23 protein-coding genes are annotated in these 23399 nt (G+C 66.7%); 7 read left to right on the top strand and 16 right to left on the bottom strand.

Features of this window, described 5'->3' with window-relative positions:
* The 3 genes from QGG57_05305 to QGG57_05295 all read right to left on the bottom strand — a co-directional run.
* Positions 1-728 (bottom strand): succinate dehydrogenase/fumarate reductase iron-sulfur subunit (locus QGG57_05305; protein ID MDP7007585.1); only part of this gene is annotated, 728 nt, incomplete at its 3' end.
* Positions 725-2512, bottom strand: a complete 1788-nt coding sequence (locus QGG57_05300) for a fumarate reductase/succinate dehydrogenase flavoprotein subunit (protein ID MDP7007584.1) — start codon at positions 2510-2512, stop codon at positions 725-727. The genes QGG57_05300 and QGG57_05305, both read right to left, overlap by 4 nt.
* Positions 2512-3366, bottom strand: coding sequence for a succinate dehydrogenase (locus QGG57_05295; GenBank protein MDP7007583.1), 855 nt, complete (start codon positions 3364-3366; stop codon positions 2512-2514). The genes QGG57_05300 and QGG57_05295 overlap by 1 nt, the downstream gene beginning before the upstream one ends.
* Before the next feature lie 76 nt (positions 3367-3442).
* On the opposite strand from QGG57_05295, the gene QGG57_05290 reads away from it, so the two are divergent.
* A complete protein-coding gene (locus QGG57_05290; GenBank protein MDP7007582.1) occupies positions 3443-5008 on the top strand; it encodes a hypothetical protein in 1566 nt (521 codons plus the stop codon).
* Here the strand turns inward: QGG57_05290 and QGG57_05285 are convergent.
* Genes QGG57_05285 through sucC form a run of 4 tightly spaced genes read right to left on the bottom strand, consistent with a single transcriptional unit; the run spans position 5005 to position 8092 of the window.
* A complete protein-coding gene (locus QGG57_05285; GenBank protein MDP7007581.1) occupies positions 5005-5796 on the bottom strand; it encodes a hypothetical protein in 792 nt (263 codons plus the stop codon). The genes QGG57_05290 and QGG57_05285 overlap by 4 nt on opposite strands.
* A complete protein-coding gene (locus tag QGG57_05280) occupies positions 5793-6017 on the bottom strand; it encodes a hypothetical protein (protein ID MDP7007580.1) in 225 nt (74 codons plus the stop codon). The genes QGG57_05285 and QGG57_05280 overlap by 4 nt, the downstream gene beginning before the upstream one ends.
* 45 nt (positions 6018-6062) lie before the next feature.
* Positions 6063-6926, bottom strand: a complete 864-nt coding sequence (sucD, locus tag QGG57_05275) for a succinate--CoA ligase subunit alpha (GenBank protein MDP7007579.1) — start codon at positions 6924-6926, stop codon at positions 6063-6065.
* Positions 6926-8092 carry an ADP-forming succinate--CoA ligase subunit beta gene (sucC, locus tag QGG57_05270; protein MDP7007578.1) on the bottom strand — a complete coding sequence of 389 codons (1167 nt, stop codon included), beginning with the start codon at positions 8090-8092 and terminating at the stop codon, positions 6926-6928. Before sucC ends, sucD begins: the two co-directional genes overlap by 1 nt.
* A gap of 97 nt (positions 8093-8189) precedes the next feature.
* On the opposite strand from sucC, the gene QGG57_05265 reads away from it, so the two are divergent.
* Genes QGG57_05265 through QGG57_05250 form a run of 4 tightly spaced genes read left to right on the top strand, consistent with a single transcriptional unit; the run spans position 8190 to position 10977 of the window.
* The gene (locus QGG57_05265) at positions 8190-9755 is read left to right on the top strand and encodes a DEAD/DEAH box helicase (GenBank protein ID MDP7007577.1); all 1566 of its coding nucleotides are present in this window, start codon (positions 8190-8192) and stop codon (positions 9753-9755) included.
* Positions 9756-9804: 49 nt separating this feature from the next.
* The gene (locus QGG57_05260; protein ID MDP7007576.1) at positions 9805-10317 is read left to right on the top strand and encodes a 50S ribosomal protein L16; all 513 of its coding nucleotides are present in this window, start codon (positions 9805-9807) and stop codon (positions 10315-10317) included.
* A complete protein-coding gene (locus QGG57_05255) occupies positions 10317-10583 on the top strand; it encodes a hypothetical protein (protein ID MDP7007575.1) in 267 nt (88 codons plus the stop codon). Before QGG57_05260 ends, QGG57_05255 begins: the two co-directional genes overlap by 1 nt.
* Positions 10567-10977 (top strand): NUDIX domain-containing protein, encoded by a 411-nt coding sequence (locus QGG57_05250; GenBank protein MDP7007574.1) that lies wholly within the window; start codon positions 10567-10569, stop codon positions 10975-10977. The genes QGG57_05255 and QGG57_05250 overlap by 17 nt, the downstream gene beginning before the upstream one ends.
* Here QGG57_05250 and QGG57_05245 read toward each other — a convergent pair whose 3' ends face one another.
* The 3 genes from QGG57_05245 to QGG57_05235 are packed head-to-tail and all read right to left on the bottom strand — an operon-like array spanning position 10978 to position 13486.
* On the bottom strand, positions 10978-11670 hold the full coding sequence (locus tag QGG57_05245) for a hypothetical protein (protein MDP7007573.1): 693 nt from the start codon (positions 11668-11670) through the stop codon (positions 10978-10980).
* On the bottom strand, positions 11667-12437 hold the full coding sequence (locus tag QGG57_05240; GenBank protein MDP7007572.1) for an isopentenyl phosphate kinase: 771 nt from the start codon (positions 12435-12437) through the stop codon (positions 11667-11669). The genes QGG57_05245 and QGG57_05240 overlap by 4 nt, the downstream gene beginning before the upstream one ends.
* Complete coding sequence (locus QGG57_05235; protein ID MDP7007571.1) at positions 12434-13486, bottom strand: DUF711 family protein; 1053 nt, start codon at positions 13484-13486, stop codon at positions 12434-12436. Before QGG57_05235 ends, QGG57_05240 begins: the two co-directional genes overlap by 4 nt.
* 126 nt (positions 13487-13612) lie before the next feature.
* Here QGG57_05235 and QGG57_05230 point away from each other — a divergent pair, with 126 nt between their 5' ends.
* Positions 13613-14830 (top strand): MFS transporter, encoded by a 1218-nt coding sequence (locus QGG57_05230; GenBank protein MDP7007570.1) that lies wholly within the window; start codon positions 13613-13615, stop codon positions 14828-14830.
* On the opposite strand, the gene QGG57_05225 is transcribed toward QGG57_05230, so the two are convergent.
* The 4 genes from QGG57_05225 to QGG57_05210 are packed head-to-tail and all read right to left on the bottom strand — an operon-like array spanning position 14794 to position 20769.
* A complete protein-coding gene (locus QGG57_05225) occupies positions 14794-15870 on the bottom strand; it encodes a saccharopine dehydrogenase C-terminal domain-containing protein (GenBank protein MDP7007569.1) in 1077 nt (358 codons plus the stop codon). The two genes, QGG57_05230 and QGG57_05225, sit on opposite strands and share 37 nt — an antisense overlap.
* Positions 15871-16227: a cell division protein SepF gene (gene sepF / locus QGG57_05220; GenBank protein ID MDP7007568.1), complete on the bottom strand. Its 357-nt coding sequence runs from the start codon at positions 16225-16227 to the stop codon at positions 15871-15873.
* Between the two features lie 23 nt (positions 16228-16250).
* Positions 16251-19697, bottom strand: a complete 3447-nt coding sequence (locus QGG57_05215; GenBank protein ID MDP7007567.1) for a PKD domain-containing protein — start codon at positions 19695-19697, stop codon at positions 16251-16253.
* A 52-nt stretch (positions 19698-19749) separates the two neighbouring features.
* Positions 19750-20769: a squalene/phytoene synthase family protein gene (locus tag QGG57_05210; GenBank protein ID MDP7007566.1), complete on the bottom strand. Its 1020-nt coding sequence runs from the start codon at positions 20767-20769 to the stop codon at positions 19750-19752.
* A 113-nt stretch (positions 20770-20882) separates the two neighbouring features.
* Between QGG57_05210 and QGG57_05205 the strand changes: the two genes are divergently transcribed.
* A complete protein-coding gene (locus QGG57_05205) occupies positions 20883-21638 on the top strand; it encodes an HAD family hydrolase (protein ID MDP7007565.1) in 756 nt (251 codons plus the stop codon).
* Here QGG57_05205 and dcd read toward each other — a convergent pair.
* On the bottom strand, positions 21628-22098 hold the full coding sequence (gene dcd / locus QGG57_05200; GenBank protein MDP7007564.1) for a dCTP deaminase: 471 nt from the start codon (positions 22096-22098) through the stop codon (positions 21628-21630). The genes QGG57_05205 and dcd overlap by 11 nt on opposite strands.
* Positions 22098-23372, bottom strand: coding sequence for a hydroxymethylglutaryl-CoA reductase, degradative (locus QGG57_05195; GenBank protein MDP7007563.1), 1275 nt, complete (start codon positions 23370-23372; stop codon positions 22098-22100). Before QGG57_05195 ends, dcd begins: the two co-directional genes overlap by 1 nt.
* Between the last annotated feature and the right edge of the window lie 27 nt (positions 23373-23399).

Here is a 23399-nt window from a genome sequence, read left to right as displayed (position 1 = left end):
TCGAAGACCTTGCCGACGGTGTTCCGCCAGAGCCAGCGCAGCGGGTCGTAGTATTCGTCGACGACCCTCTCTTTAAGCGGAATGATGGCGTTGTCGGTGAGCTTGATGTTTTCGGGGCAGACCTCAGTGCAGCACTTGGTGATGTTGCAGTAGCCGATGGCGAACTCGCCGCGCGTCGCGGCGAGCCGGTCGCCCTCGTCGAGCGGGTGCATTTCCAGTCCCGCGAGCCGGGCGAGGAAGCGAGGCCCCGCGAACTCCTGGTACAGTTCGTGTTCGCGCAGGACGTGGCAGGTATCCTGGCACAGGAAGCACTCGATGCACTTGCGGAACTCCTGCACCCGGTCGATATCCTCCTGTGCCATCCGCGGCTCATCGCCTGCGGGGTGCTGGTAGGGCAGGATGCGCCGGTTCATTTCATAGTTCCACGAAACGTCGCAGACTAAGTCACGCACCAGTGGGAATGTCTTCATCGGCTGGAGCAGCAGTGGCTCGTCGTCGGGGTAATCTGACAGTCGCGTCATGCAGGTCAGCTTCGGCTGGCCGTTGACTTCGGCAGAGCAGGAGCCGCACTTGCCCGCCTTGCAGTTCCAGCGCACCGCCAGGTCGGGCGCAGCCCGCGCCTGGATGCTGTGCAGTGCGTCGAGCACCACCATCCCCGGCTCGAGCTCGACCTCGAACTCCTGCAGCTGCTGCGCATCTGCGGTGCCGCGCTGGACCTTCAGCTTCACACGACCTCCCGCGCCACATATTCCGCCAGCTCACCCGGCATCTCGGCCAGCGGCGCCCGCACGACGACCATCCCGTCGGCCGCCCGGCGCACGACCAGGTTTACCCGCCCCAGCTCGTCGTCGTAATTCGGGAAGTCAAGCCGCGTGTGCGCGCCGCGGCTCTCGGTGCGCTCCAGCCCGGCGCGGGCGACCGCCAGCGAGGCGAGCAGCATATTGTGCAGGTCGAGGCAGAGGTGCCAGCCGGGATTGTAGGCGCGAGGGCCGCTGGCGTGCAGCCCGCCGAGCCGCGCCTGAAGCGCCTCGAGCTGCGCGATGCCCGCCTCGAGCTCGCCGCCTTCGCGCACGATGCCGACGTGGGCCTCCATGATTTCCTGCAATTCCTGGTGCAGGTGGTACGGGTTTTCGCTTCCGGCCTCGAACGGCGCCAGCGCCGCGGTGCGTGCCGCCGCGACCCCGCCGCCCGCCGGTGGCAGCCGGTCGCTCGACGCCGCAAAGGTGGCGGCCGCCTGTCCCGACAGGTTGCCGAATACCAGCAGGTCGCTCAGCGAGTTGCCGCCAAGCCGGTTGGCGCCGTGCATGCCGGCCGCCGCTTCGCCTGCGGCGTAAAGGCCGGCGACCGACGCCGCGCCAGTGGCAGGGTCGACGCGCACGCCGCCCATCATGTAGTGCGTCGTGGGTCCGACCTGCATCGCCTCCTCCGTGATATCGAGCCCCGCCAGCTCCTTGAACTGGTGGTACATCGACGGCAGCTTGCGCTTGATGTACTCGGCGTCGCGCCGGTTGGCGATATCGAGGAACGCGCCGCCTTGCGGGGAACCGCGCCCTGCCTTGACCTCGGCCATGATGGCGCGCGCGACAACGTCGCGGGTGAGTAGCTCGGGCGGCCGCATCGCGCCCTCCTCGCCGCGCAGCCACGCCTCGGCCTCCGCTTCGTCCTTGGCAGTCTCGGCCGCGAACGCTTCGGGAATGTAGTTGAACATGAACCGCTCGCCCGCGTTGTTGAGCAGGATGCCTCCCTCGCCGCGGACGCCCTCCGTCACGAGCGTCCCCTTGACGCTCGGCGGCCAGACCATCCCGGTCGGGTGAAACTGGACGAACTCCATGTCGACCAGGTCGGCGCCCGCGAGATAGGCGAGCGCGTGGCCGTCGCCGGTGTATTCCCACGAGTTGGACGTGACGCGGTACGCCTTGCCGATGCCGCCGGTGGCGATAATCACCGCGCCGGCAGCGAAGAGCAGCAGCTCGCCGTCGGTGCGCCGATAGGCCAGGGCACCTGTAACACGCTCGCCGCTCCGGAGCAACTGCGTCACCGTCGTCTCCATCTGGACATCGATTCCATCAACGTGGATGACGTGGTCCTGCAATGTGCGGATGATTTCGAGCCCGGTGCGGTCGCCGACATGCGCCAGCCGTGGGTAGCGGTGGCCGCCGAAATTGCGCTGGCTGATGCGGCCGTCAGCGGTGCGGTCGAAGACAGCGCCCCAGCGCTCGAGCTCGCGCACCCGTTCGGGCGATTGCTCGGCGTGCAGCTTCGCCATCTCCCAGTTGCCGAGCCCCTTGCCGCCCTTGATGGTGTCGCGGAAGTGCACCTTCCAGCTGTCGCGCTCGTCAGCGTTGCCGAGCGCAGCGGCGACGCCGCCTTCGGCCATCACCGTGTGTGCTTTGCCGAGCAGCGATTTCGAGACCAGCGCCACGCTCGCCCCCGCTTCGGCGGCCGAGATGGCGGCGCGGAGTCCCGCGCCGCCCGCACCGACGACCAGCACGTCGCACTCGACCCGCTCCATCAGAAGAGCCTCCAGTCGTCAATCAGCCCCATTGCGCAGAGCCGCACGTACAGGTCGGTGAAGCAGACCCACGCCAGCGAGACCCACGCCCAGCGCATGTGGCTGCGATTCAGGCAGGAGACGCAGTCCAGCGCTTTCTGCTGCGGCTGCGACCGCAGCGAGATGCGGTCGGCGTAGCCGCCGATGAGGTGGCGCAGTGAGTGGCAGCCGAGCGTGTAGCCCCCAAGCAGGAACGCGTTCAGCCCCAGCACCAGCGTCCCGACACCAATGCCAAGTTCATGGCCGCCATCCGGAGTTGCGAACCAGAGCGCTTCCCACGCGTCCCAGGTCAGGATGACGATGAATCCCAGCGCGAAGTAGAGCATGTAGCGGTGCAGGTTCTGCAGCAGCAGCGGCATCGCGTTCTCGCCCCAGTAGGAGCTGCGCGGCTCGCCGACTGCGCAGGCGGGCGGGTCGGCCCAGAACGACCTGTAATAGGCGCCGCGGTAGTAGTAGCACGTGAGCCGAAAGCCGGCCGGCGCCCAGAGAATCAGGAACGCCGGCGACCACGGCACCGTCAGGCCAAAAATTTCAGCGGGCCAGAGCGCCGGCTTCTCACCGAAGATGGCGTTGCCGGTATCGCCGAAGAATTCGGGCGAGTAGAGCGGCGAGAGGTAGTTGGCGCCCCCACCGTCAAAGTGGTAGTTAGTGCCCTGGAACGCCGCCCAGGTCATGTAGGCGACCGCGGTCGCCAGGCCGAGGAAGACGGCCAGCGGCTGCGCCCACCACCAGTCGCCGCGCGCGGTCGGGAAGAGCCCTTCGTCGCCGGGAATCACGCATGGCGGTGCCTCCCCGGCAGCGGTCTCGGGAGCCATTACGCCGCGAAGCGGAGGGGTGTATTTACTGCCCCCGCGCCCAAGCTTAATTTAGACGCGACAGGATGGCGCGATAATGCTGCGTGCAACCCTGCTGGCGCTGATGGTGCTGGGCACCAGCCTTGCCGGCTGCCTCAGCCCCGAGGATTTCCGTACCGGCCCGGACGATGACGGCTTCAGCGAATCGGTGCGGCTCGTCATCTCTGAGGACCGCTTCGGCGAGTTCCCGTACGACGTCCGCAATTTCAGTGTCATCTACCCATCGACGATGGAGGCGGTCGACGAGCGCTTCTGGTCGGTCTACGGCACCGTCAACATTGGCCAGAATGACGAGAATAATTTCGGCGGAAACTGCTGCGAGCACTACCTCGCCACCGATCAGGATGGCATCATCTACAACCTCGGCGGCGAATGGCCCTGGTGGTCGACTGACCGCGGGCTGACCTGGCAGGAGTGGGTGCCCCCCGCCGTCAATACCAACCTGGGGTGCGAAGAGGGCCAGTTCGACCCCACGCTTGACCCGGGACTGGGCGAGGGGTCGATTATCCAGGCGCCCAACGGCGATATCCTCGCCATGACCTGGTTTCCGTATCCCAGCATAGATGGTGTTGACCAGTTCTATGCAATCCTGGGCAAGAAGACGAGCCCTACCCAGATTGACTGGGAGTGGTGCTGGAATTCAGTTGATAAGGAACCGTTCTATGACCGTTCCTGGCAGGTGCCCGTCGTAGGGCCCATCAACCCGCCCGCCGAATATGCTACCAACAAATGCTCTTCGAATTGTCCATGGGCCAGTATGGTGGTATCCAATTTCTGGAGTTATAATGAACAGGGTTACCAGATTAGTGTGGATGGCTTGAATTATCGCCCTATACAGATACCTGATAGTAATGCTGGAGGACCAGCAGACATAGAATTCGACTTATATTTTGAGAATCTGGGACCCGAATGGGACTATATGCAACCACATAGGGAAATGCGAGCATCTCCTATCCCGTCCGGAGGTTTGCTGTTTCCACGCTGGTACAGTGATGGCAGTAACCTGTTCCTCGACACGAACCTGCAATGGCACAAGCAGACCCTGCCCGGAGGGTTGTTGCTTCCTTCCCGTAATCTGGTAATCGACAGTTCCGGTGCATTGCACAGCGTTTCCTGTAACGAAGCAAACCCCAGTGACAGGGGGTGCGACGGGACCTTCAACCTGACGCACCAGATCAGCTATGATGGCGGATATACCTGGACAAACTACACCCACAAATGGCCAGGTTCCCTGTCTGTTTCAGACAACACCTTCGAGTGGGATTTCCAGGCTGACGGTAACCTTGACCTGGCCGTAATTTCCGTGAGGGTCCAGACCGAGAATAATGGAACTGCAAGCGACGTGGACCTGATATTCCACATCAGGGATTACAGGGAAAGCATGGAAGCGGATACCATAACGCTCATCGGCCTTGGCGACCTCGACGCCACTTCGGGCGCCGGCAACGATATTCGCTTCGACTTCGCCTCGATGGCGATTCTCCCCGACGGTGGGGTCGTGGTCGCCTACCACGACACCACCGACGGCTGCGGCGCTGGCGAAGGGGGGCCGTGCGACCCGATGTTCGCCATCGAGCTGGAACTGCCGGAACGCTATTTCTAGCCTGATATTACTTTGGCCAGTTCCTGGTAGCGGGTCCGCACCGTCACCTCGGTGATGCCGGCGACCTGCGCGACCTGCTTCTGGCTGCGCGGCTCTCCCGCCTCGCGACATGCCAGGTAGAGCGCCGCGCCCGCCAGCGCGCCGGGGCGCATTCCCTGGCCGTAGCCCGCGTCGGCCGCCTGCCGCAGCAGCAGGTGCGCCTGCCGGGCGGTTTCGTCGGCCAGCTGTAGCTTCTTTGCGAACCGCGGCAGGAAGTCGGCGGCCGTCTGCGGGGCGACTTTCAGCTCGAGCCCGCGTGCAAGCGTGCGATAGAGTCGCCCCAGCTCGAGCCGCCCCAGTCCCGAAGCGGCGGCAATGTCATCCATCGTCAGCGGCAGCCGCTCCTGCCGGATGGCGGCGTAGGTCAGCGCCGCCGCGACACGCTCGGTCTGGCGGCCGCGCACCAGCTTGCGTCGCAACGCCTCGGAGAAGAGCTCGAGCGCGGACTCGCGGGCGCGTGTCGGCAGCCGCAGCGCGTCGGCCAGCCGGTCAATTTCCTGCGAAGCGAGCAGTAGTGTCCGCCCGGGGGTGCCGTGCAGCCGCACCGCCGCCTGCCACTGCTGGAGCGCGTGCTCGGCTACCGGCGCGTTGCCGTTAGGGGGCGCGACCGTCGCCTCGCTTGCGGCGGGAGCGGCAGCATAGCTGCCCCATTCAGGGCCACCGTCAATGATTTCGCCGCAGCCTTTGCAGCGCAGCAGCCCTTCGCCGTCAGGCTTGAGCTCGCGCCCGCCGCAGCCGGGGCACTTCATTTACGGAAAAGCTCCCGTCCCAGCAGCTGCGTCGCGCGGACGCCCTTCGCGGCGCGCACCGCGACCCACGGCTCGGAGACTGGCCCGAAAAGGTCGCTGACGCGCCCCACCCTGCGGCCGCGCGCGTCGCTGACAGGCGTGCCGGGCTCGATTTTCTTTTCGACCGGCAGCAGCAGCTCGCCCCGGTCGCCGAGTTGCGCGACCTTGCCGATACAGTGCATGGCTCCGCTCTGTGGCGTGGCGTAATAAAGCTGGCTGCGCAGCCTCTAAAGCAGCTCCGCGAGCGTCTCGCCCAATTTCGCGGGATTCTCGGTGACGGCGATGCCTGCCTTGCGCAGTGCCTCCATCTTTGCCGCGGCGGTGCCTTTGCCGCCGGCAATGATGGCGCCGGCGTGGCCCATGCGTTTGCCGGGCGGCGCGGTGCTGCCGGCGATGAAGCCGACGACCGGCTTCGAGACGTGCTCGCGGACGAACTCGGCGGCAGCTTCCTCGGCGCTGCCGCCGATTTCGCCAATCATGACCATCGCCTTCGTGGCGGGGTCCGCCTCGAACGCTTCGAGCACGTCGATGAAGGGCGTGCCGATAACGGGGTCGCCGCCGATGCCGAGACAGGTTGACTGCCCGCGGCCGATACGGGTGACCTGGTCGACCGCCTCGTAGGTCAGCGTCCCGGAACGCGAGACGATGCCGACGTCGCCCGGCTGGTGAATGTGGCCCGGCATGATGCCCACCTTGGCGATGCCGGGAGTGATGATGCCGGGGCAGTTCGGCCCGATTAGCCGCGTGCCGGTATCGGCGAGATACGCCTTCGTGCGCACCATGTCCAGCGCGGGAATGCCTTCGGTAATAGCCACCACCAGCCCGACGCCGGCGTCGGCCGCCTCCCGAATTGCGGCGGCCGCAAAGGGCGGCGGGACGAAGACGCAGCTGGTATTGGCGCCCGCCTCCACCGCCTCGGCGACACTGTCCCACACCGGCAGGCCAAGGCATTCGCTGCCACCCTTGCCGGGGGTCACGCCGCCGACGAGCGGCGTGCCGTAGTCGAGCATCTGTCGCGCGTGGAACTGGCCGTTGCGGCCCGTGAGGCCCTGCACCGCGATGCGCGAATCGCCATCGAGCCAGATGCTCACTATGCGCCTCCGGCAGCGGCAATCGCCTTGCGCGCGCCGTCGTCCATGTCGCCGGCGGTAATCAGCGCCAGCCCCGACTCGTCGAGCATCTGGCGTCCGAGCTCGACGTTGGTCCCCTCGAGCCGCACCACCAGCGGCACGCCAATTTCGACTTCGCGCGCGGCGGCGATGATGCCCTCGGCGATGAAGTCGCAGCGCATGATGCCGCCAAAGATGTTGACGAAGATGACTTCGACCTCCGGGTCGGAGAGGATGATGCGGAAGCCCTCGGTGACCTGCTCGGCGGTTGCGCCGCCACCCACGTCGAGGAAGTTGGCCGGCTCGCCACCGTGCAGCTTGATGATATCCATGGTCGCCATCGCGAGGCCGGCGCCGTTGACCATGCAGCCGATGCGGCCGTCGAGCTTGATGTAGTTGAGCCCCGCCGCGCTGGCGCGCGTTTCGAGCGGCTCCTCGGCAGCAGTGTCGCGCAATTCGCCGAGCTGGGGGTGCCGGAAGAGCGCCGAGTCGTCGAAATTGACCTTGGCGTCAAGTGCAATCACGCGGTCGTCGCTGGTGATAACCAGTGGGTTGATTTCGACAATCGAACAGTCCATCTCCTGCGCCATTCGCGCCAGCGCGAGCATGAACTCGACCGCGCGGTCGACCTGCCCGCCCTCCAGCGCGAGACCCTGCGCGAGCTCGCGCGCTGCCGCGGGCGGCAGCGCGCCACTCGGCTCGAGTTCGGCCTTCAGGATTTTCTCCGGCGTCGCGGCGGCGACCGCCTCGATTTCGACGCCGCCCTCGGTGGAAGCCATCATCACCATCCGCTCCCGCTCGCGGTCGAGCACCATCCCGAGGTAAAGCTCGCGCGCAATATCGCACCCTGCCTCGACGTAAACTGCCCTGACGGCGACGCCTTCAGGGCCGGTCTGCGGCGTCACCAGCTGTGAGCCGAGTAGCGCCTCCGCGGCATCGCGCGCCTCGCCGGGCGAACGGCAGAGTCGGATGCCGCCGCCCTTGCCGCGGCCGCCGGCGTGCACCTGCGCCTTGACCACCCACAATTCGCCGCCCAAGGCAGCGCAGGCCGCCTCCGCCTCGTCGGGCGTGAGCGCCAGCCTTCCCTCCAGCGTCGCGACGCCGTAGTCGCGGAAAATTGCCTTGGCCTGATACTCGTGGATGTTCACGGCGCACCATTCGGCCGGTGTTTAAGACGCTGTGTAATCTCTTATAGGGACCGCTTCGTGCGCGCACCATGTGGTTTTTTCCGGGATGTCGCCGTGCATGAGTTTTTCAGAACTTGGCATAGCGCCAGCCATTGTCGAAGTCCTTGAAGGGCAGGGCATCACGGAATCGTTCGAAGTTCAGGCCGAGGCCATACCTGCCATGATGCAGGGGAAGGATGTCTGCTGCCGGGCTCCGACCGGCTCGGGAAAGACTCTGGCGTTCGGCCTGCCCCTCATCTCGCGCTGCAAGCCAGCACACCCGCGTTACCCCACCGCGTTGATTGTCACGCCCACCCGGGAACTGGCAGAACAGATTTGCAAGGTCCTGAAGCCCCTGGGCAAGCCGCAAAAGTTAGGCGTAATGGCAGTATATGGTGGAACTTCATACGCCAAGCAGCGCCAGCGGCTTGAGCAGGGCGTCGAGATTGTAGTCGCCTGCCCCGGTCGCCTGATTGACCTGATGGAAAAGGGAATGCTGAAGCTGGACGACGTGGGAACGGTGGTCCTCGATGAGGCTGACCGCATGGCTGACATGGGATTCATCGACCCGGTGTGCCATATCCTGGACAACTGCTCCGGGAAACGACAGACAATCCTCTTCAGCGCGACCCTCGATGATGAAGTTTCAGTCCTGATTCGCAAATACCAGGACCATCCCTTCAAAATCGAAGTCGGACCGAAGGAGGTCAGCATGGAGAGCATGCAGCATTTCTTCTGGATGGTCCACAACACCGGCAAATCCCGGCTAGCCAGTACTGCCGTGAAGCAGGGCGGGCGCAGCATGATTTTCTGCCGCACGCGCCGGGGAGTTGACCGGGTCGGCAAGGAACTGCGAGCCACAGACCTGAAGGTGGCCACAATCCACGGTGGCCTCAGCCAGAACCAGCGCGACCGGGCGATGGAGCGCTTCATCCACGGCGACTGCATGGCGCTGGTGGCGACCGATGTCGCCGCCCGCGGTATCGACGTCGAGGGCGTCCAGTGCGTGATTCATTACGACCCCCCGGAGAATGGCAAGGCGTACAAGCACCGCAGCGGGAGGACCGCACGCGCCGGGGCGCACGGGACCGTCATATCACTCGTGCAGTCTCCCCAGAAAGGCGACTTCATCAAAATCCAGCGACAGGCTGGAATAAACGCAAATTTCACGTCTCCCGAATTCGGCAAGCTGCCGGAGCGGGTGGAATATACATCATCCCAGCCCAGCGGCAAGGCAGGCCACTCGACACACAGGGGCCGTCCCGGAAAAACTGAAGAATTTTCATTGCAGAACAAGGTCGACCGGACTGTTGAACGAGCATTTTCCTTCAGGAAGAATAAATCCCGGAACAAATACGGGGGCAAGAATCACTCAGGAGCTTCCAATGGCGGAAAGCGACCCGGCCATTCCAGTGGTGGCTATCGCAAAGGTGGCGGCCGCCCGTCTAACGGCAAGTCACAGAACTGGAAACAGGGTCGGCCGACCAATGGCAAGTCACAGAACTGGAAACAGGGGAGTTCCAGCCATTCCGGTGGCGGGTCGCCTGACAGGGGCGGCGGCTGGTCAAAGAATCGAAAGCCCCAGAACTGGAAGCGGGGTCGCCGGTCCAGCCGGTCACATTCGAAAAAGAATTATAGAAGCTGACCCGTTCGACAGCACTAAGACTTAAATATCACTCATCCTGCGGCGGCGCATGGCGAAGAAGAACCCGGCGCACATGTTCCGCGGCAAGAAGCCCGGCTACACGCGCGCCAAGTATATCGGCGGCATTCCAGCCAGTCGAATTACCCAGTTCGACGTCGGCGCGCCCGGGGCGAAATTCGACCCGGAGGTCATCGTGACGCTCAGCGCCGACGAGAAATGCCTGATTCGCCACAACGCGCTGGAGGCGGCGCGCATCACCGCCAACCGGCACATCATGACCGCCGCGGGCCGCGAAGGCTACCATCTCAAGATACGTGTCTACCCGCATCAGGTGCTGCGGCACAACAAGGTCGCCACCGGAGCGGGGGCGGACCGTGTCTCGCAGGGGATGCGGCTCTCGTTCGGCAAGCCGGTCGGCGTCGCTGCCAAGGTGCGCCAGGGGCAGAAGCTGATTACGCTGCGCACCTCGAGCAAGTTCGCCGACGACGCCAAGGAAGCGCTGCGCAAGTCGTCGCACAAGCTCCCGACCCCGTGCCACATCGAGGTCAGCGGGTCGAACTGATGGCGAAAGTGGTCCTCAAGCTGGGACTGCCGCCGCTGGAAGGTTTCCTCTACTTTGTCGAGCGGGACTGCTCCGTCTGGAAGCATCAGGGCAGCGCCAAGGAGTGCGTCTCCGCCAAAACGTTCGAGCGCGACGAAGGCTACCTTTACTTCATCGACCTGAACGGCGACCTCGTGCGCCTACCGGACCCGCAGAAGCGCGACCCCGAGACCAACGCGCTTTTCAGGCCCGGCACGCAGGTCGCCGCCGATGAGCAAGCCGAATAGGCGCGTCGCGACCAGCATCCTGCTGCACGGCGACCGCATCCTGATTCTCAAGCGCTCCGCGGCGGTCGGCAGCTTCCAGCACCACTGGTCGGGCGTCTCCGGCTTCGTCGAGCCGGGCGAAGAGCCGCTCGAGACATCGCAGCGCGAAGTCGAAGAAGAGACGGGAATCCCGCGCGCCAGCCTCGAATTGCTGGCGCGTGCCCCGCCCCGCCGCGTCAAGAAGCCCGAGCACGTCTTCGAAGTGCACTCGTTCCTCTACCGCTGCGCGACCGACCGCGTGCGCCTCGACTGGGAGAACGACGAGTTCGCGTGGGTCGCGCCGGAAGCGCTGCGCGACTACCGCACGGTACCGTGGCTGCCGGAGATGGTCGCGGAATTGCTGGCGAAGCTGTAGTCAGCCCCAGATTTTCCACCACGGCCTTGCGGCCCCGCGCATGCGCTGCTCGCGCGTCCGGTCGCCCTGTGCAAGGCCTTTCATCACCGCCAGCTCCAGACTGCGGTAGGCGAGCTTCCCGGCCGGCGACATGTTGCTGAGCGCGCGCAGCAGCCGCTGCGGCAGCCCCTCGAGCAGCTCCAGCCGGCTGCGGTCGAACACCAGCTCGCCCCGCGCCTCGACCGGCGCGCCGGCCGCCTGCGACGCGAGCGCTGACAGGTCGGCGCCGCCCTCCTCTTCGTGCTCGCGGAACCAGAGCGCGAAGCCGCCGGTGAAGCTCAATTCATTCAGCACCCACTCGCCCGCCGGCCGCTGCTCAAGGTCGCGCACCACCGTGCCCTCCTTGGTCCAGTGGCGCGCCACATGTGGACCAAGCTGGTGGCGCAGCCGCTGCTCGAGCAGGTTCCACTCGTGCTTTCGCAGCCGCATCTTGCCGTGCAGTCGCTCGAGCAGCCATCCCAGCCGCGCGCGCAGCTCCAGTTCCTCTCCGGCGGTGGCCTGTGCGATGAAGTCTGCCGCTTCCGGGTGCGTCGCCAGCTTCGCGACCAGCGCCGGCTCGAGCCCGGTCGCCGTCGCAGCCGCGTTGAGCTCGAGCGGCTGCGGCAGCAGCGCCAGCCAGAGCTGCGCCACCTCGCCGCGTCCGGGTTCCTTCACGGCAGCACCAGCGTTCCCGCCGGGTCGCCCGCGAGCGCCCCTGCGAAGCCGCCTGCGCCGACGATGCGGCACTCGCATTCGCGGGCGATGGCGGCCGCCGCCTCGAGCTTGCCCCACATCCCGCCGGTGACGTCGGCGCCCGGCACGTCCATCCGCTGCGCGCGCATCGCCGTGCGGGCGTCCGCGTCGAGCTGTGCGACGAGCTGCGCTCCCGGCTCGGCCGGGTCGCGGTCCATCACACCGGGGTGATTGATGACGAACAGCGCGCGCTGCGGCCGCAGCGTGCGCGCTAGCGCCAGCATCAGCGTGTCGCCGCTCAGGATGGCGATACCTTGCGCATCGTCGTCGGTGACGTCGCCGCAGGTGACCGGCAGGCGGCCCGCCTCCAGCGCCGCCGCGAAGCTGCCGGCCGGGAACTCCACGATGTCCTGCGGGCCAGCGGTGCGCAGCGCCTGCGATGGCAGGATTGGAACTGGTTCCAGCCCGGCCGCCGCGAGCGCTTCGCAGACCAGCGCGTTGAGCGTGCGCACCTGCTGCCGCGTCCGCACCACCGCTGCCGCCTGCTCGGGCGAGCCGTCGCTCCCCTGCGCCAGCCCGAAGCGCTTGGCGAGCGGGTGGCCGAACGAACCGGCGCCGTGCACCAGCACCGCCGGCCCGCCCCCGGCGGCGAGCGCTGCGGCCAGCGCCGCGATACGCTCGCGCTGCGGCGCCGGCTTCGCGGCCGTTTTGTCGGTGATGAGCGAGCCGCCCCACTTGACCAGATTCATGGCAGCTCCATGGCGGGGCAGTCGAAAAGGTAGGGTGACCCGGTCGCGACCGTCTCGCCCGCTGCGATTCCGGGCGCCGGGAAGAGCCGCGCCGAGAGTGGTTTGGCGCCTTTATTAGCTACGGCAGCGACGCGGTCGAGCAGTGCCGCCAGCCGGTCCACGCCGACGTCGCCCGGCAGCGGCACCGTGTCGAGCCCGGTCCCGCAGCGGCTCGCATACTCGAGCAGGTCGCCGATGTCGAATTCGCGCTGCCGCAGCGCCTCGACCAGTCCCGGGTCCTCCATCACGGCGAACATGACGCCGCGGTAGCCGACCTGCTCGACCGGCAGTGCGCGCAGCGCCGCAGTTAGCTCGCCGACGAGAGCGGGCGCGCCGGTCGAACCGACCGGCGCGCCCCGCAGTGCCATCAGCCGCGCCACCGAGCCTTCGCCGTAGAGCCCGGGTGCAAGGCTGGGGTCGATACCGAGAAACGGCATTTGCGCCGCGCGCGCGTCGCGCTCCAGCGCCTCGAGCCCGGGAGCAAGCGCAGCGACGTCGCCACCCGCAGCCAGCAATGACGGCGTCAGCTCCATCGCCAGCGCGAAGCCTTCGCGCTGCGCGAACGCCGCCGGGAAGAACGGCGTCCCGGCTTCGACGCGCGCCAGCGCCGCGAAGCGCAGGTTGTGCTGCGGGTCGGCCTGCGCCAGTCGCAGCATCGCCTCCGCGGCGGCTGCGCTCCCGCCGTTATCGAGCCGCGCCGCGCAGAAGGTCGCCTGCGTCGCGAGCAGCGCCTCGACCACGGCCGGGACGCCCTCGGCGGAGCACGGCCCGAGCGACAGGAACTGGACGCCGGTTGCGACCGCTGCCGCCTCCAGTTCGCGCGCGCGTTCCGGCAGCGCGTCGGCTGCGCACCAGCTTTCCCACGGCGGCGTCGCGAGCCGCACTGTCTGCACTTCGTGGCCGCAACTACGTAAGTGTTCAGCGACCTTCATCGCGCGCAGCGCCCCCTCGCCGGGCGGGGCAAAACCGGTCACGGCGCGGATTATCACGGCGGTCCAGTCCCGCGCCATTAATAGCGGGCGCGCCGCAGCCGCTGGTGGCATTAGCCACCAGAAAGGCTGCATCGCGGAGCCGGCGACCAGAAGGAGCCGGCGCAGCAGTCCCGCGCCATTAATAGTGGGCGCGCTGCCCGCGCGATGGCCGGTAGCACGGAGTCCGGGAGCACGGCAACGCCAGCGCAGCAATTGGCGCTGCCGCTGGCCGGCTCACTCGCCTACCACGCCACGATTGGCCTTTCGTTCACGCTGGTGCTGCTACAGGCGCAGGCGCTGGGCGGCGCGCGGGCGGTGGGGCTCGCCGTCGGAGTCCCGATGTTCATGATGGTCGGCAGCTCCGCCTTCTGGGGCGCGATGGCCGACCGCTGGCGCAACCGCAAGCGGGTGGTCCTGCTGGCGATAGTGCTCTCGTCGCTGCTGGCGCTGCCGATGCCGCTCGCCGGGACTTGGGGGCTGATTGCGCTGCGCGTGCTGCAGTCGTTCTTCCGCGGTGGCGTGGTTCACCTTCACACGCTTTTCGTCGAGCTCGATGCGGGCGCGCGCGGCGCGCAGCTGGGGCGGCTGCAGATGACTGCCGGACTCGGCTGGGGAACAGGCGGCCTGCTCGGGGGGCTGCTAGTCCCCGCGGCGGAATATGGTAGCGCCAGCCCGGTGCTGCACGCCGCCTTCCTCGTCAACTGCGCGCTCGGCATCTTCGCCGCGGCGGCGCTGCTGCGGCTGCGCGAGCGAACGCCCGCACCGGATGCGCCGCTGCCGCTGCCGGGGCGCGACCCCGGCGGGGGAGTGCCGCTGCCGGCGACCGGGATGCTGTGGCGGCTCGCGCCACTCTGGGTCGCGACCGTCCTGCTCTTCATCGGCTACTACTTTTTCCTCGCCTTCGCGCCTGCCTTCTTCACCACGCTGACCGGCAGCACCTCGCGCATGGGGCTGGTGATGCTCGCCTCGGGGCTGGCGCACGGGCTGACGGCGCGCTGGTTCGGCCGGCTGGCCGACCGCCATCCGCGCGAGAAACTGCTGCGGCTAGTCAGCCTCGCCTTCGTTGCCTGCATGGCGACCTACGCGCTCAATCCGCATCCGCTGCTGGTCATCGCCGCCTTCCTGCCGCCCATCTGGATGGCGTTCGACGTCTCTGCGACGGCGCTCGTCGCGGACCGTGTGCCGTACCGGCTGCGCGGTCGCGGCGTTGGCGTCCTCAATTCATGCATGTTCCTCGGCGCTGGCAGTGGCGCGCTGCTGGCGGGCGAGTTGCATCGCTCGCTGCCGTTCACGCAAGTTTTCTGGCTCGGGACGCTGCTGACGCTGGCCGGTGCACTGGTCGCCGCCTACGCGACGCGCTCGACGGTGACGCCGCGCGACTGAAGGTATTCGTGCACTACCGGTAACGTCCCGGCGCACGCCTCCGGCATCACGACCCCCGGCCCCGTGATGGCGCCCGCAAGCAGCTGCCGCGCAAACGCGCACGCCGTCAGGCCAGTCGTGCGCGCCATGCTGCTCCAGCCCTGCGAACCGTTGTCGTGCACCAGCCAGCCGCGCTGCGAGCCGTCGGCGAACGTCGCGAGCACCTGCAAGTGGGTGAACTCCGCTTCGCCCGGCTGCAGTTGCCACGCCCTGAAGAGCGTGGCGAGCGTCGCTTCGCGTGCCTCGCCCACGAGCGCGCCGGAGTCGCGCAGCTCCGCGAATCGCGCAGCGTGGCCGGGGTAGCGCAGCGTGAACTCGGCCATTTCCGGCACCGATAGGTCGAGCAGGCTACGCAAGCCGTCGGTCAGGAACGCCTCCAGCTCGGTGCCGTCAGGCAGCTCGGGAACCAGCCCCGGCGCCAGCCGGAACGGGCGGCAGCCCGAGAGCGCTGGCTCCGCGACGGAACGGCCGGCGCGTTTCAATCGCGCCGGCCGCTCGTATTCCGCCACGACGTCGATGGGCGAGAAGGGCGCCGCGTATTCCCACGGCGGGTCGCGTCGTAGCGGCAGCCCGCCGACGAAAATATCGAGCCGCGCCGGTCCCTGCGCCGCCAGTTCGGCGGCGAGCAGGTTGCTGAATCCCGGCGCAATCCCGGCGTCGGGAATTACGGTGACGCCCGCCGTGCGCGCCGCCCCGTCCAGCGTACGCGGGTCCTCGGCTGTGAAGGAGATGTCGACGCAATCCACACCCGCTTCGATGATGCGTTCGAGCGCAGCGTGTCCCAAGCTACCGGGGAGGCAGTTCAGCGCCAGGTCGCAGCCCGCCAGCTGCGCTGCCGAATCGAAGCGCTCGGCACACAGCTCCGCTTCTGGTGCACGCTGCGAAACACGCGCTAACGCTTCCCGGTCAGGGTCGATGACTTTTATATAGTGGTCGTTGGAAAGTTCAGTCGCCACCAGCGCGCCAACCAGGCCAGCGCCGAGGACCGCAATCCGGGCCATCTACTCGCCGAGGCGGTTGCGCGCGACCCTCACGCCACGCGGCGCGACTACCAGCCACTGGCGCGAGACGCCCACGAGGTCGCCATCAACGTCCGCGACCGCCCGTTCAAGCTCCGCGAGCACTTTGTGGAGCACCTGCCGGTCGGACGCCATGGGCGAAAAGTCGACCAATACAACATTACCGTCATGGACTGCGCCGGTGATGCTGCCCACTTTTTCGCGGCTGTCGAGGACCATTGAGTGGACCACCATTGCGGTCTTGTCGCCGTAGTCCTCTGCCTTTTCGGAAGCCCAGTCGGACAGGTCGAAAAACTGCTCGTCCGGGATACGGCGCATCGAGGGCTGGTCGAGGCTCACACGGCGCGAGCGGCCTCGCGTTATTAGTCTTGCCGCCGCCATGCGGTATCGTCCACCACGAGGGCTTCGACCGGTTCAGGCGTTGGCGCTTCGGGCGAGGCGGGCGGCTCGGCCGGCGGTCGCCGCCGGTAAAGCAGGAAGGTCGCAGCGATGGCGATTACCCCCAGCCCGACAATCCCGATAGCGAGCAGCGGCAGCAGGTTCGACTCGGCGTCAATCCCGATGGTCAGGTTGAGCTGGTTGTTGCCCTGCTCAAGCTCTTCCTCGTTTAGCGCTACCATCAGCGTCGCGCGGTGGCTGCCGGGAGTTGCCTCCCACGGGGCTGAAAACTGTGCCTCCTCGCCCGGGTTGAGCAGCAACTCCCATTCCTGCAGCGGCCGTCCGTCCAGCTCGAGTGTCGCGGTGCCGGTGAGCAGGTCACCGCCCGCGTTGGCGACCGTCGCCTCGAATTTCCCCTGCTTTCCCGGCTCGCGCGAGCCGTTCCATTCCAGCGACGAGGCGACCCCGTCAGGCCATTCGAAGACCGTGAACCACACCTGTTGCACTCCGCTGGCGCCATCCTCGTCGCTCAGCGTGACGTTGAGTGCGAAATGCTCGGTCCCGCTGAAGAGCGCGCTGGCGCTGTAGCGCCCGGCCGTGATGCTTTCGCTGAGCGGCGCCAGCCCGTCAGGCCACACGACGCTCTCGACGACCGCCGCGCCCTCGAAATCGTTCGCCGCGATGCGGAAGCTGAATTCCTGCCCGATGCGGGGCCGCGCCGGTTCGAGGCTCTCGATGATGGCGACAGGCTGGTGGTTCAGGTAGAACGAGCGTGAAAGCTGCGCGGTGCCGACCGGCTGTTGCGTCACGCTGAGCGCGATGGTGTAGCTGCCGCCCTCCTCGAAGAGGGCCATTGCGACCGCGGTCGCGTTTGGCAGTGGCACACCATCCAGCGTCCAGTGGTATTCCAGTTCGCGTCCTTGCGAATGGGTGCCGTTGAAGGCAAGCCAGCCCGGTTCCACCAGCGAGCCCTCGATGGTGAAGTTGGCGACCGGAGGCTCATACGCCTCGAGGGCAGCGACCACCCACGCCGACGGCAGCCCCTCCTCTGTCAGCCCGCGCACGCGCAGCTCGTAGCTGCCGGGCGCGGGCGGGGTGAAGTCCAGGCTCCTTGCACCAGCCTGGGGATTGTCGTTGACCTCCCATTCCAACGTCGTGATATTGCCCTGCAGTGTGGTCGCGATGAAGGTGGTCACTTCAGCAGTAAGCGCATCGACTACTGCGGGCGAGACTTCGAGCAGCGGCTGCACCACGGCCAGCACGCTCCAGCTCCCGCTGGCGGTCGCGCCGTGCGCGTCGGTGAGCGTGAGCGAGACCGCATGGCTGCCGCCCCCGAGCGTGACTGCGGGCGTCGCGCCCGAATAGGCATCGCCGTCGACGTCCCACGCGAATTCGAGCGGCAGCCCCTCCGGGTCGTGGCTGCCGCTGCCGTCAAGCGTCAGCGGCAGGTTGCTCGGAACGACCCAGCGCGAGCCGTCCCAGATGCCTTGTGGTATCGCAAAGTCGAGCAGCGGCAGCGCGTTGGCGACCTCGAGCGTCTGCGTCGTTGCGTTGCTACCGCCGTGGTTGTCGGTAACTGTCAGCGTCACCGTGTAGCTGCCCGGCAGCGCGAAGCGGTGGCTCGCGCTCGTGCCGCTGCTGGAATTACCGTCACCGAAATCCCACGTCCAGGCGATGACGCTCCCATCAGGGTCACTCGAGGAATCGACGAAGCCGAACTCGACGGTAGTGTTGCCCTCCGCGGGCGAGATGGCGAAGCTGACGTGCGGCAGCCGGTTACGCACTTCGACGACGAGGTAGCCGGTCGCAATCGAGTTCAGGTCGTCCGCTACCTTGAGCGAGACGTTGTAGAAACCGGGGCTGTCGAAAAGATGCTCGAGCGCGACCTCGGAGGAGGTCGCGCCGTCGTCGAAGTTCCAGAACCAGAAGGCGACGGTACCGTCGGGGTCCCATGAGTCCGAGCCGTCGAAGGCGATGCTTTCGCCGAGCCAGACCACTAGCGGGTCGGCGACAATGACCGGCACCGGCAGCGCGTTGACCCGGATGGTAACCACCACGCTGCTGGTGAGCCAGTCGTCGTCCCGCACGGTGAGGCTGACGTCATACGTTCCATATTCCTCGAAAGCGTGCAGCGGGTCGGCGATGTATGCAAAGTCCCCATCGCCGAAATCCCAGCTGAAGTTGGTGATGCTGCCGTCATCGTCCCACGAGTCGCGCCCCCAGAACTGTAGCTCCTCGCCCGCATCGACGACGCCTTCGGCGGCGTCTGCCACCGCAGTTGGCCGTGAGAGGAAGCGGATGTCGAGCAGGATGTCGTTACCATCCACGCGGATGTCGTTGATGCGCCAGCCGGAATCACTCAGGTTATACGCAGTGGAGTTAGGATATCCCTCGTCGGTGAACTCGTCGCCCGCACCGTACGGGTCGCCGCTGTCACCCGAGTTCCAGCCGTTGTCGAGGTCATCGTAGCCGTCCGCTTCTTCGAGGTCGAGCCGCTTGTGCGACTCGTCGTTGTTGTTCGAAACGTCCTCGTCAACGTGCCAGATGAGCAGCCCCTCTCCGGGGAGGTAGGTGTCGTAATCGAGTTGCTGCCGGTTCTCGAGCAGGAAGTATTCGCGTGCGTTGGACCAGTTGCCCGGGACCGGCAGCTTCAGGACTTTGCCGTTGCGCGACGCGGGTTCGAGCCGTACGTCGAGCAGGTCGCCCGTTAGCAGTACTGGCTCAAGCCACCCCACTTCCGCCTTGGAGAAGCCGCTGTAATGTACCGGCGTCTCGCCGTTATCGGCCCATGAGCCGGACGCCATAACTCCCCAGTCACCGATGCCCTCCGAGGAGTAGTCAGTATCGTAGAAATCGGGCAGCCCCAGTTCATGACCGAACTCGTGCACCCAGACCCCGAGCGGCCGCCGCTCGCCGCCCGAGTATTCGAACTCGGGCACTTGCGTCACCTCGCGGATGCGGTGGTTGCCGTCGTTGGTGCTGATACTCAGCCCGGACCAGTGGATGGACCAGATGTCATCGCTGTTGCCGCTCGACTCCTCGCCCGGGCCGGTGTGCACCGCCATCACCGCGTCGTAGTCGCGGAAGTCGATGTCATCGTCGGCCGCCGCGATGGTATCGCGGACGAAATCGGTATTTTCGCTGCCCCAGTCCGCGGCGTCGCCGTCCAGCGTGTAGGGGCCGAAGACTTCGCCCGCGAGGGTCAGGTTGCCGCGCGAATTCTCGTCGTAGTAGTCCCACATCGAATCGCTGCTGCCGAACGCCAGCTCCTCGAACCAGTCGCTGTCGTGCGCGCTGTCGTAGCTGGCGTCGTTGAAGTCAGCCAGGATGACCGCGACCTGGACGGTACCGGTCGTGGGCGAGGCTGCCGCTGGCAGCGCAAGGAAGGCGAGTGCGCAGAGCGCAAACAGCAACGCCGGCGGAAACCGCATCCGCGTGCGATTCGCCATAGCTACAAAAAACTGCCAGCAGGTTGCGGTTGGCCTAAGAGGCAACGTAACCAAGTGGGTCGTCCAGGATAAGGTCGCGCGCTTCGTGGGTAATCTTGACCGGCCGCTCGCCATAGAAGACGTCGCGGTTTCCGCGCACTTCGCCGAGCGTCGCAACGCCCATCGCGAAGTTGATGGCGGCACCCTGCCGGAAGCCGGCATACTCGTCGGGGACCGCGGTCAGGTAGTCGTGCACGGGGGTGACGTGCGTCACGGCGTTGTCGACCATCGCGTTGAGCATCTGCATCGCCTGTTTTTCGTGAGCAGGGTCCAGTAGTTCCTGCGGCTCGAGCTGGTGCTTGTCGAAGAGGTAGCCGGGCCAGAATATTTTCTCGTTCTGCAATATATCCTCGCGGAAGTCGCGGATGATGTTCACCTTCTGCAGGAAGAGCCCGAAGTCGCGCTCGTTGTCGTGCAACACCTGTGACGCCTCGGGCGTGATGCGCTTGGCGCGGGTGCGGATAAGCTCCGTGAGGAAGCCGGAAGGCGTCCCGGCGACGAAGTAGCAGTATTCGTTCAAATCTTCAAAGGAGTAGACCGGCTGTTGCAGGTATTTCTGCATCCCGGCGTTCATCTCGTGCATCCAGCGGACCATGCTCGCCTTGGTGCGCTCGTCGAGCGAACGGTGGACTGTCAGCACCTTGTCGAAGTTCTTGACCAGCCCGCGGTAGTGCTCGTCCTTGACCCACTCCTCCGCTTCCTGCGCAAGTTCCTTGGCCTTGCGCTTTGCCATCTTGGAGTCGGGCCGCTCGAGGATTTCCATGATGGCGTTCATCGCGCGGACGCGCTCTTCGAGCGAGACGTGCCGCTTGCCGATGTCATCCTCGAAAGTATCGAGGATGCGTGCCTCGAGGTAGCCCACCATGATGGGGGCCAGCAGCGCGTCCTCGACCAGCGGGATGGTCAGCGCGAACGAGCGCGAGACCGACTGGAGTGCCCACTTGCAATAGTCCAGCGACTCAACGAGGGCATCGTTAGCCCGGCTCTTGACTGCGCCATAAAGGGAGGGTGTCATGCTTTATACCCCGTCCGAGCGGGGCCGCTTCGACCGCCCCTCCTTATAAAAAACTGCGTGCAACGGCAGTTGCCGAATGGAAGCCGCTTAAGCCTGCCGCTAATCGGGAGCCGATGCAACCTCTCTCCGAACTCCCCCCCGCGGGCGCCAAGGCGCTGCTCTTTGACCTGGACGGGACGCTGGTTGACGAGCGGCTGGCGCCCGAGGCGTACGCGGCTCTCGCGCAGGCGCAGGAAGCGGGGCTGCGCACGGTCGCGGTCACTGGCCGCCCCGCCGGCTGGTGCGACCTGATGGCGCGCTGGTGGCTGCTCGACGGCGTGGTCGGCGAGAACGGCGCGCTCGCGATGCGGCTCGTTGACGGGAAACTTGAGCGCAGCGACTGGCAGCCCGTCGCGGAGTCGCGGGACCGCCTGACGGGGCTGTGGAATGCTGTGCGCGAGGCGTTCCCGGAGGCGCAACAGGCGGCCGACCAGCCGTGGCGCGTCCATGATTTGGCGATTGATTTCGACGAGGAGTGCGACCTTGGCCTTGCGTGGGCCGGCGCGGTGGCGGAGTTCGCCCGCGCGCAGGGCGCGCGCGCCGCGGTCTCGAGCATCCACGTCAACTGCTGGTTCGGCGACTGGGACAAGCTGGCGATGAGCGAGCGGCTGCTGGACGCGCTCGGGCTATCGCGCGAGGCGTGCGTCTACGTCGGCGACTCGCCGAACGACGCGCCCATGTTTCGGGCGTTCGAGCTTTCGGTCGGTGTCGCGTCCGTGACGAATTACGGCGAGCTGCTCGAGCACGCGCCGCGCTATGTCACGGATTCGGACGGTGGCGCCGGCTTCGCCGAAGTCGTGGCGCACCTGACGCGCGGCGTCACCACATGACGCCGCGCTGGTGCTGGTAATTGCCGCTGCGGTCGCCGTAGCTCCCCGACGCGGGCGAGGTCAATGCCTCGATAACCAGCTGGCAGTAGGTCTCACCGATGGTGAGCGTGAGCGGCTCCGCGGCCGAGTTGAGCCCGGGCAGCGTCAGCGTCCCGTCGAAGCCGGCGTCCACCTTGCCGAAGCTCGCCTGCACGCCGCGTCGTGCCCAGGTGCTGCGCAGCCAGAGCTGCCCGCAGAGCGCGGGGCCGCAGGCGACGCGCTCGAGCGTCGAGACTGCGAAGCGCGCCTGCGGCGGCACGCTGAGCGCGCCTTCCGCTACCGGCTCCTCGCCCGCCAGCGCAATCTCGCCGATGCGCAGGTCGTAGCCGTTCGGCGTCAGCCCCTCGGCGTCGAACGGTTCAATCTCGAGTTGTCCTACATCGAGCGCCGCGAGGATGGCTTCGTCGCTGAGGACCGGCATCAGCCGGCCCGCAATTCTTCGAGGAACTGTGCCGCCAAATCGGCGCGCACCTTCCCCTCGCGCTTGAGTCGCTCGGCGACCGCCTCTATCTCGCTCTCCTCTGCGCCGGCCGCCACCGCGAGGTTGCGCGCGTGCAGCCCCATATGGCCGCGCTGGATACCTTCCGAGGCGAGCGCGCGCAGCGCGCCGAGGTTCTGGCAGAGCCCGACCGCGGCGATGATGCCCGCCAGCTTCGCTGCGCCGCCCGGAATCTCGAGCCCCATCATCCTGACGCACGCCTTCGCCGTCGGGTGCGTCGCCGTCGCGCCGCCGACGAGGCCGACCGCCATTGGCAGCTCGATGCTGCCGTTGAGGTCGCCTCCGTCGTTCTTTTCCCAGCGGGTGAACGAGCCGTCGCCCTCCTTCCAGGCGCCGTAGCTGTGCGCGCCAGCTTCGATGGCGCGCCAGTCGTTGCCGGTCGCAATCACCACCGGGTCGATGCCGTTCATAATGCCCTTGTTGTGCGTCGCGACGCGGAACGGGTCGGCGCACGCGAAGGCGTAGGCGGCGATGATGCCGTCAACCACCTCTCCGCCACCGAGGAACTCCGCCGGCCAGGTCGCGCTGGCGCGCACCTTGCGGTGCACCGCCAGGTTGGAGATAATTCGCAGGTAGACGCGCCCGCCGGTCAGCGTCTCGAGCCGCGGCGCGACCGCCTCCGCCATCGTGTTGACGGCGTTGGCGCCCATCGCGTCGCGGCAGTCGACAAGCAGGTGCGTGATGACCATCGGCCCCGCGGCCGAGTCGAGCACTCTGACTTCGATGCCGCGGCAGCCGCCGCCGAACTTCACCAGTATGGGGTCCTGCTCGTTGGCGAGTGCGACGATTTCATCGGCCGCCGCCTCGACCGCTGCCTTCGCGGCGAATGCATCTTCAAGGTCGACCAGCTGGATTTGCCCGATCATCACCGGGTCGTCGGTCTCCGCAGCGATACCGGCCGGCAGCGTGCCTTTCGCCATGTGGCTCGCGGCCGCTACTACCGACGGCTCCTCCAGTGCCATCGGCACGAACAGCTCTTCGCCGTTGACCTTGAAGTTGGCGGCGACACCGAGCGGCAGCGGGAAGCTGCCGACGACGTTCTCAATCATGCGGTTGGCGGTCTCCCCGCCGAGCGCGCCGAAGCCGCCCAGCGCCGCTGCTTCCTCGTCGTTAAGGCCGGCAAAATCGCAGACGATTTGCAGCCGCTCCGCCGGCGAGAGCTTGTAGAAACCGGGGACGGCCGAGGTGCGCGCCATGCGGGCGGATTGTCTCCCACTAAAAGG

The sequence above is a fragment of the Candidatus Poseidoniia archaeon genome (assembly GCA_030748895.1).
Lineage (GTDB): Archaea > Thermoplasmatota > Poseidoniia > MGIII > CG-Epi1 > UBA8886.
This window is presented reverse-complemented; position numbering and strand designations above follow the sequence as displayed.

Coding starts and splice junctions, on each gene's coding strand:
- QGG57_05300 (MDP7007584.1), bottom strand. CDS start 2,512: ATGGAGCGGGTCGAGTGCGACGTGCTGGTCGTCGGTGCGGGCGGCGCG.
- QGG57_05295 (MDP7007583.1), bottom strand. CDS start 3,366: ATGGCTCCCGAGACCGCTGCCGGGGAGGCACCGCCATGCGTGATTCCC.
- QGG57_05290 (MDP7007582.1), top strand. CDS start 3,443: ATGCTGCGTGCAACCCTGCTGGCGCTGATGGTGCTGGGCACCAGCCTT.
- QGG57_05285 (MDP7007581.1), bottom strand. CDS start 5,796: ATGAAGTGCCCCGGCTGCGGCGGGCGCGAGCTCAAGCCTGACGGCGAA.
- QGG57_05280 (MDP7007580.1), bottom strand. CDS start 6,017: ATGCACTGTATCGGCAAGGTCGCGCAACTCGGCGACCGGGGCGAGCTG.
- QGG57_05265 (MDP7007577.1), top strand. CDS start 8,190: ATGAGTTTTTCAGAACTTGGCATAGCGCCAGCCATTGTCGAAGTCCTT.
- QGG57_05260 (MDP7007576.1), top strand. CDS start 9,805: ATGGCGAAGAAGAACCCGGCGCACATGTTCCGCGGCAAGAAGCCCGGC.
- QGG57_05255 (MDP7007575.1), top strand. CDS start 10,317: ATGGCGAAAGTGGTCCTCAAGCTGGGACTGCCGCCGCTGGAAGGTTTC.
- QGG57_05250 (MDP7007574.1), top strand. CDS start 10,567: ATGAGCAAGCCGAATAGGCGCGTCGCGACCAGCATCCTGCTGCACGGC.
- QGG57_05240 (MDP7007572.1), bottom strand. CDS start 12,437: ATGAATCTGGTCAAGTGGGGCGGCTCGCTCATCACCGACAAAACGGCC.
- QGG57_05235 (MDP7007571.1), bottom strand. CDS start 13,486: ATGGCGCGGGACTGGACCGCCGTGATAATCCGCGCCGTGACCGGTTTT.
- QGG57_05230 (MDP7007570.1), top strand. CDS start 13,613: ATGGCCGGTAGCACGGAGTCCGGGAGCACGGCAACGCCAGCGCAGCAA.
- QGG57_05225 (MDP7007569.1), bottom strand. CDS start 15,870: ATGGCCCGGATTGCGGTCCTCGGCGCTGGCCTGGTTGGCGCGCTGGTG.
- QGG57_05215 (MDP7007567.1), bottom strand. CDS start 19,697: ATGCGGTTTCCGCCGGCGTTGCTGTTTGCGCTCTGCGCACTCGCCTTC.
- QGG57_05210 (MDP7007566.1), bottom strand. CDS start 20,769: ATGACACCCTCCCTTTATGGCGCAGTCAAGAGCCGGGCTAACGATGCC.
- QGG57_05205 (MDP7007565.1), top strand. CDS start 20,883: ATGCAACCTCTCTCCGAACTCCCCCCCGCGGGCGCCAAGGCGCTGCTC.
- dcd (MDP7007564.1), bottom strand. CDS start 22,098: ATGCCGGTCCTCAGCGACGAAGCCATCCTCGCGGCGCTCGATGTAGGA.
- QGG57_05195 (MDP7007563.1), bottom strand. CDS start 23,372: ATGGCGCGCACCTCGGCCGTCCCCGGTTTCTACAAGCTCTCGCCGGCG.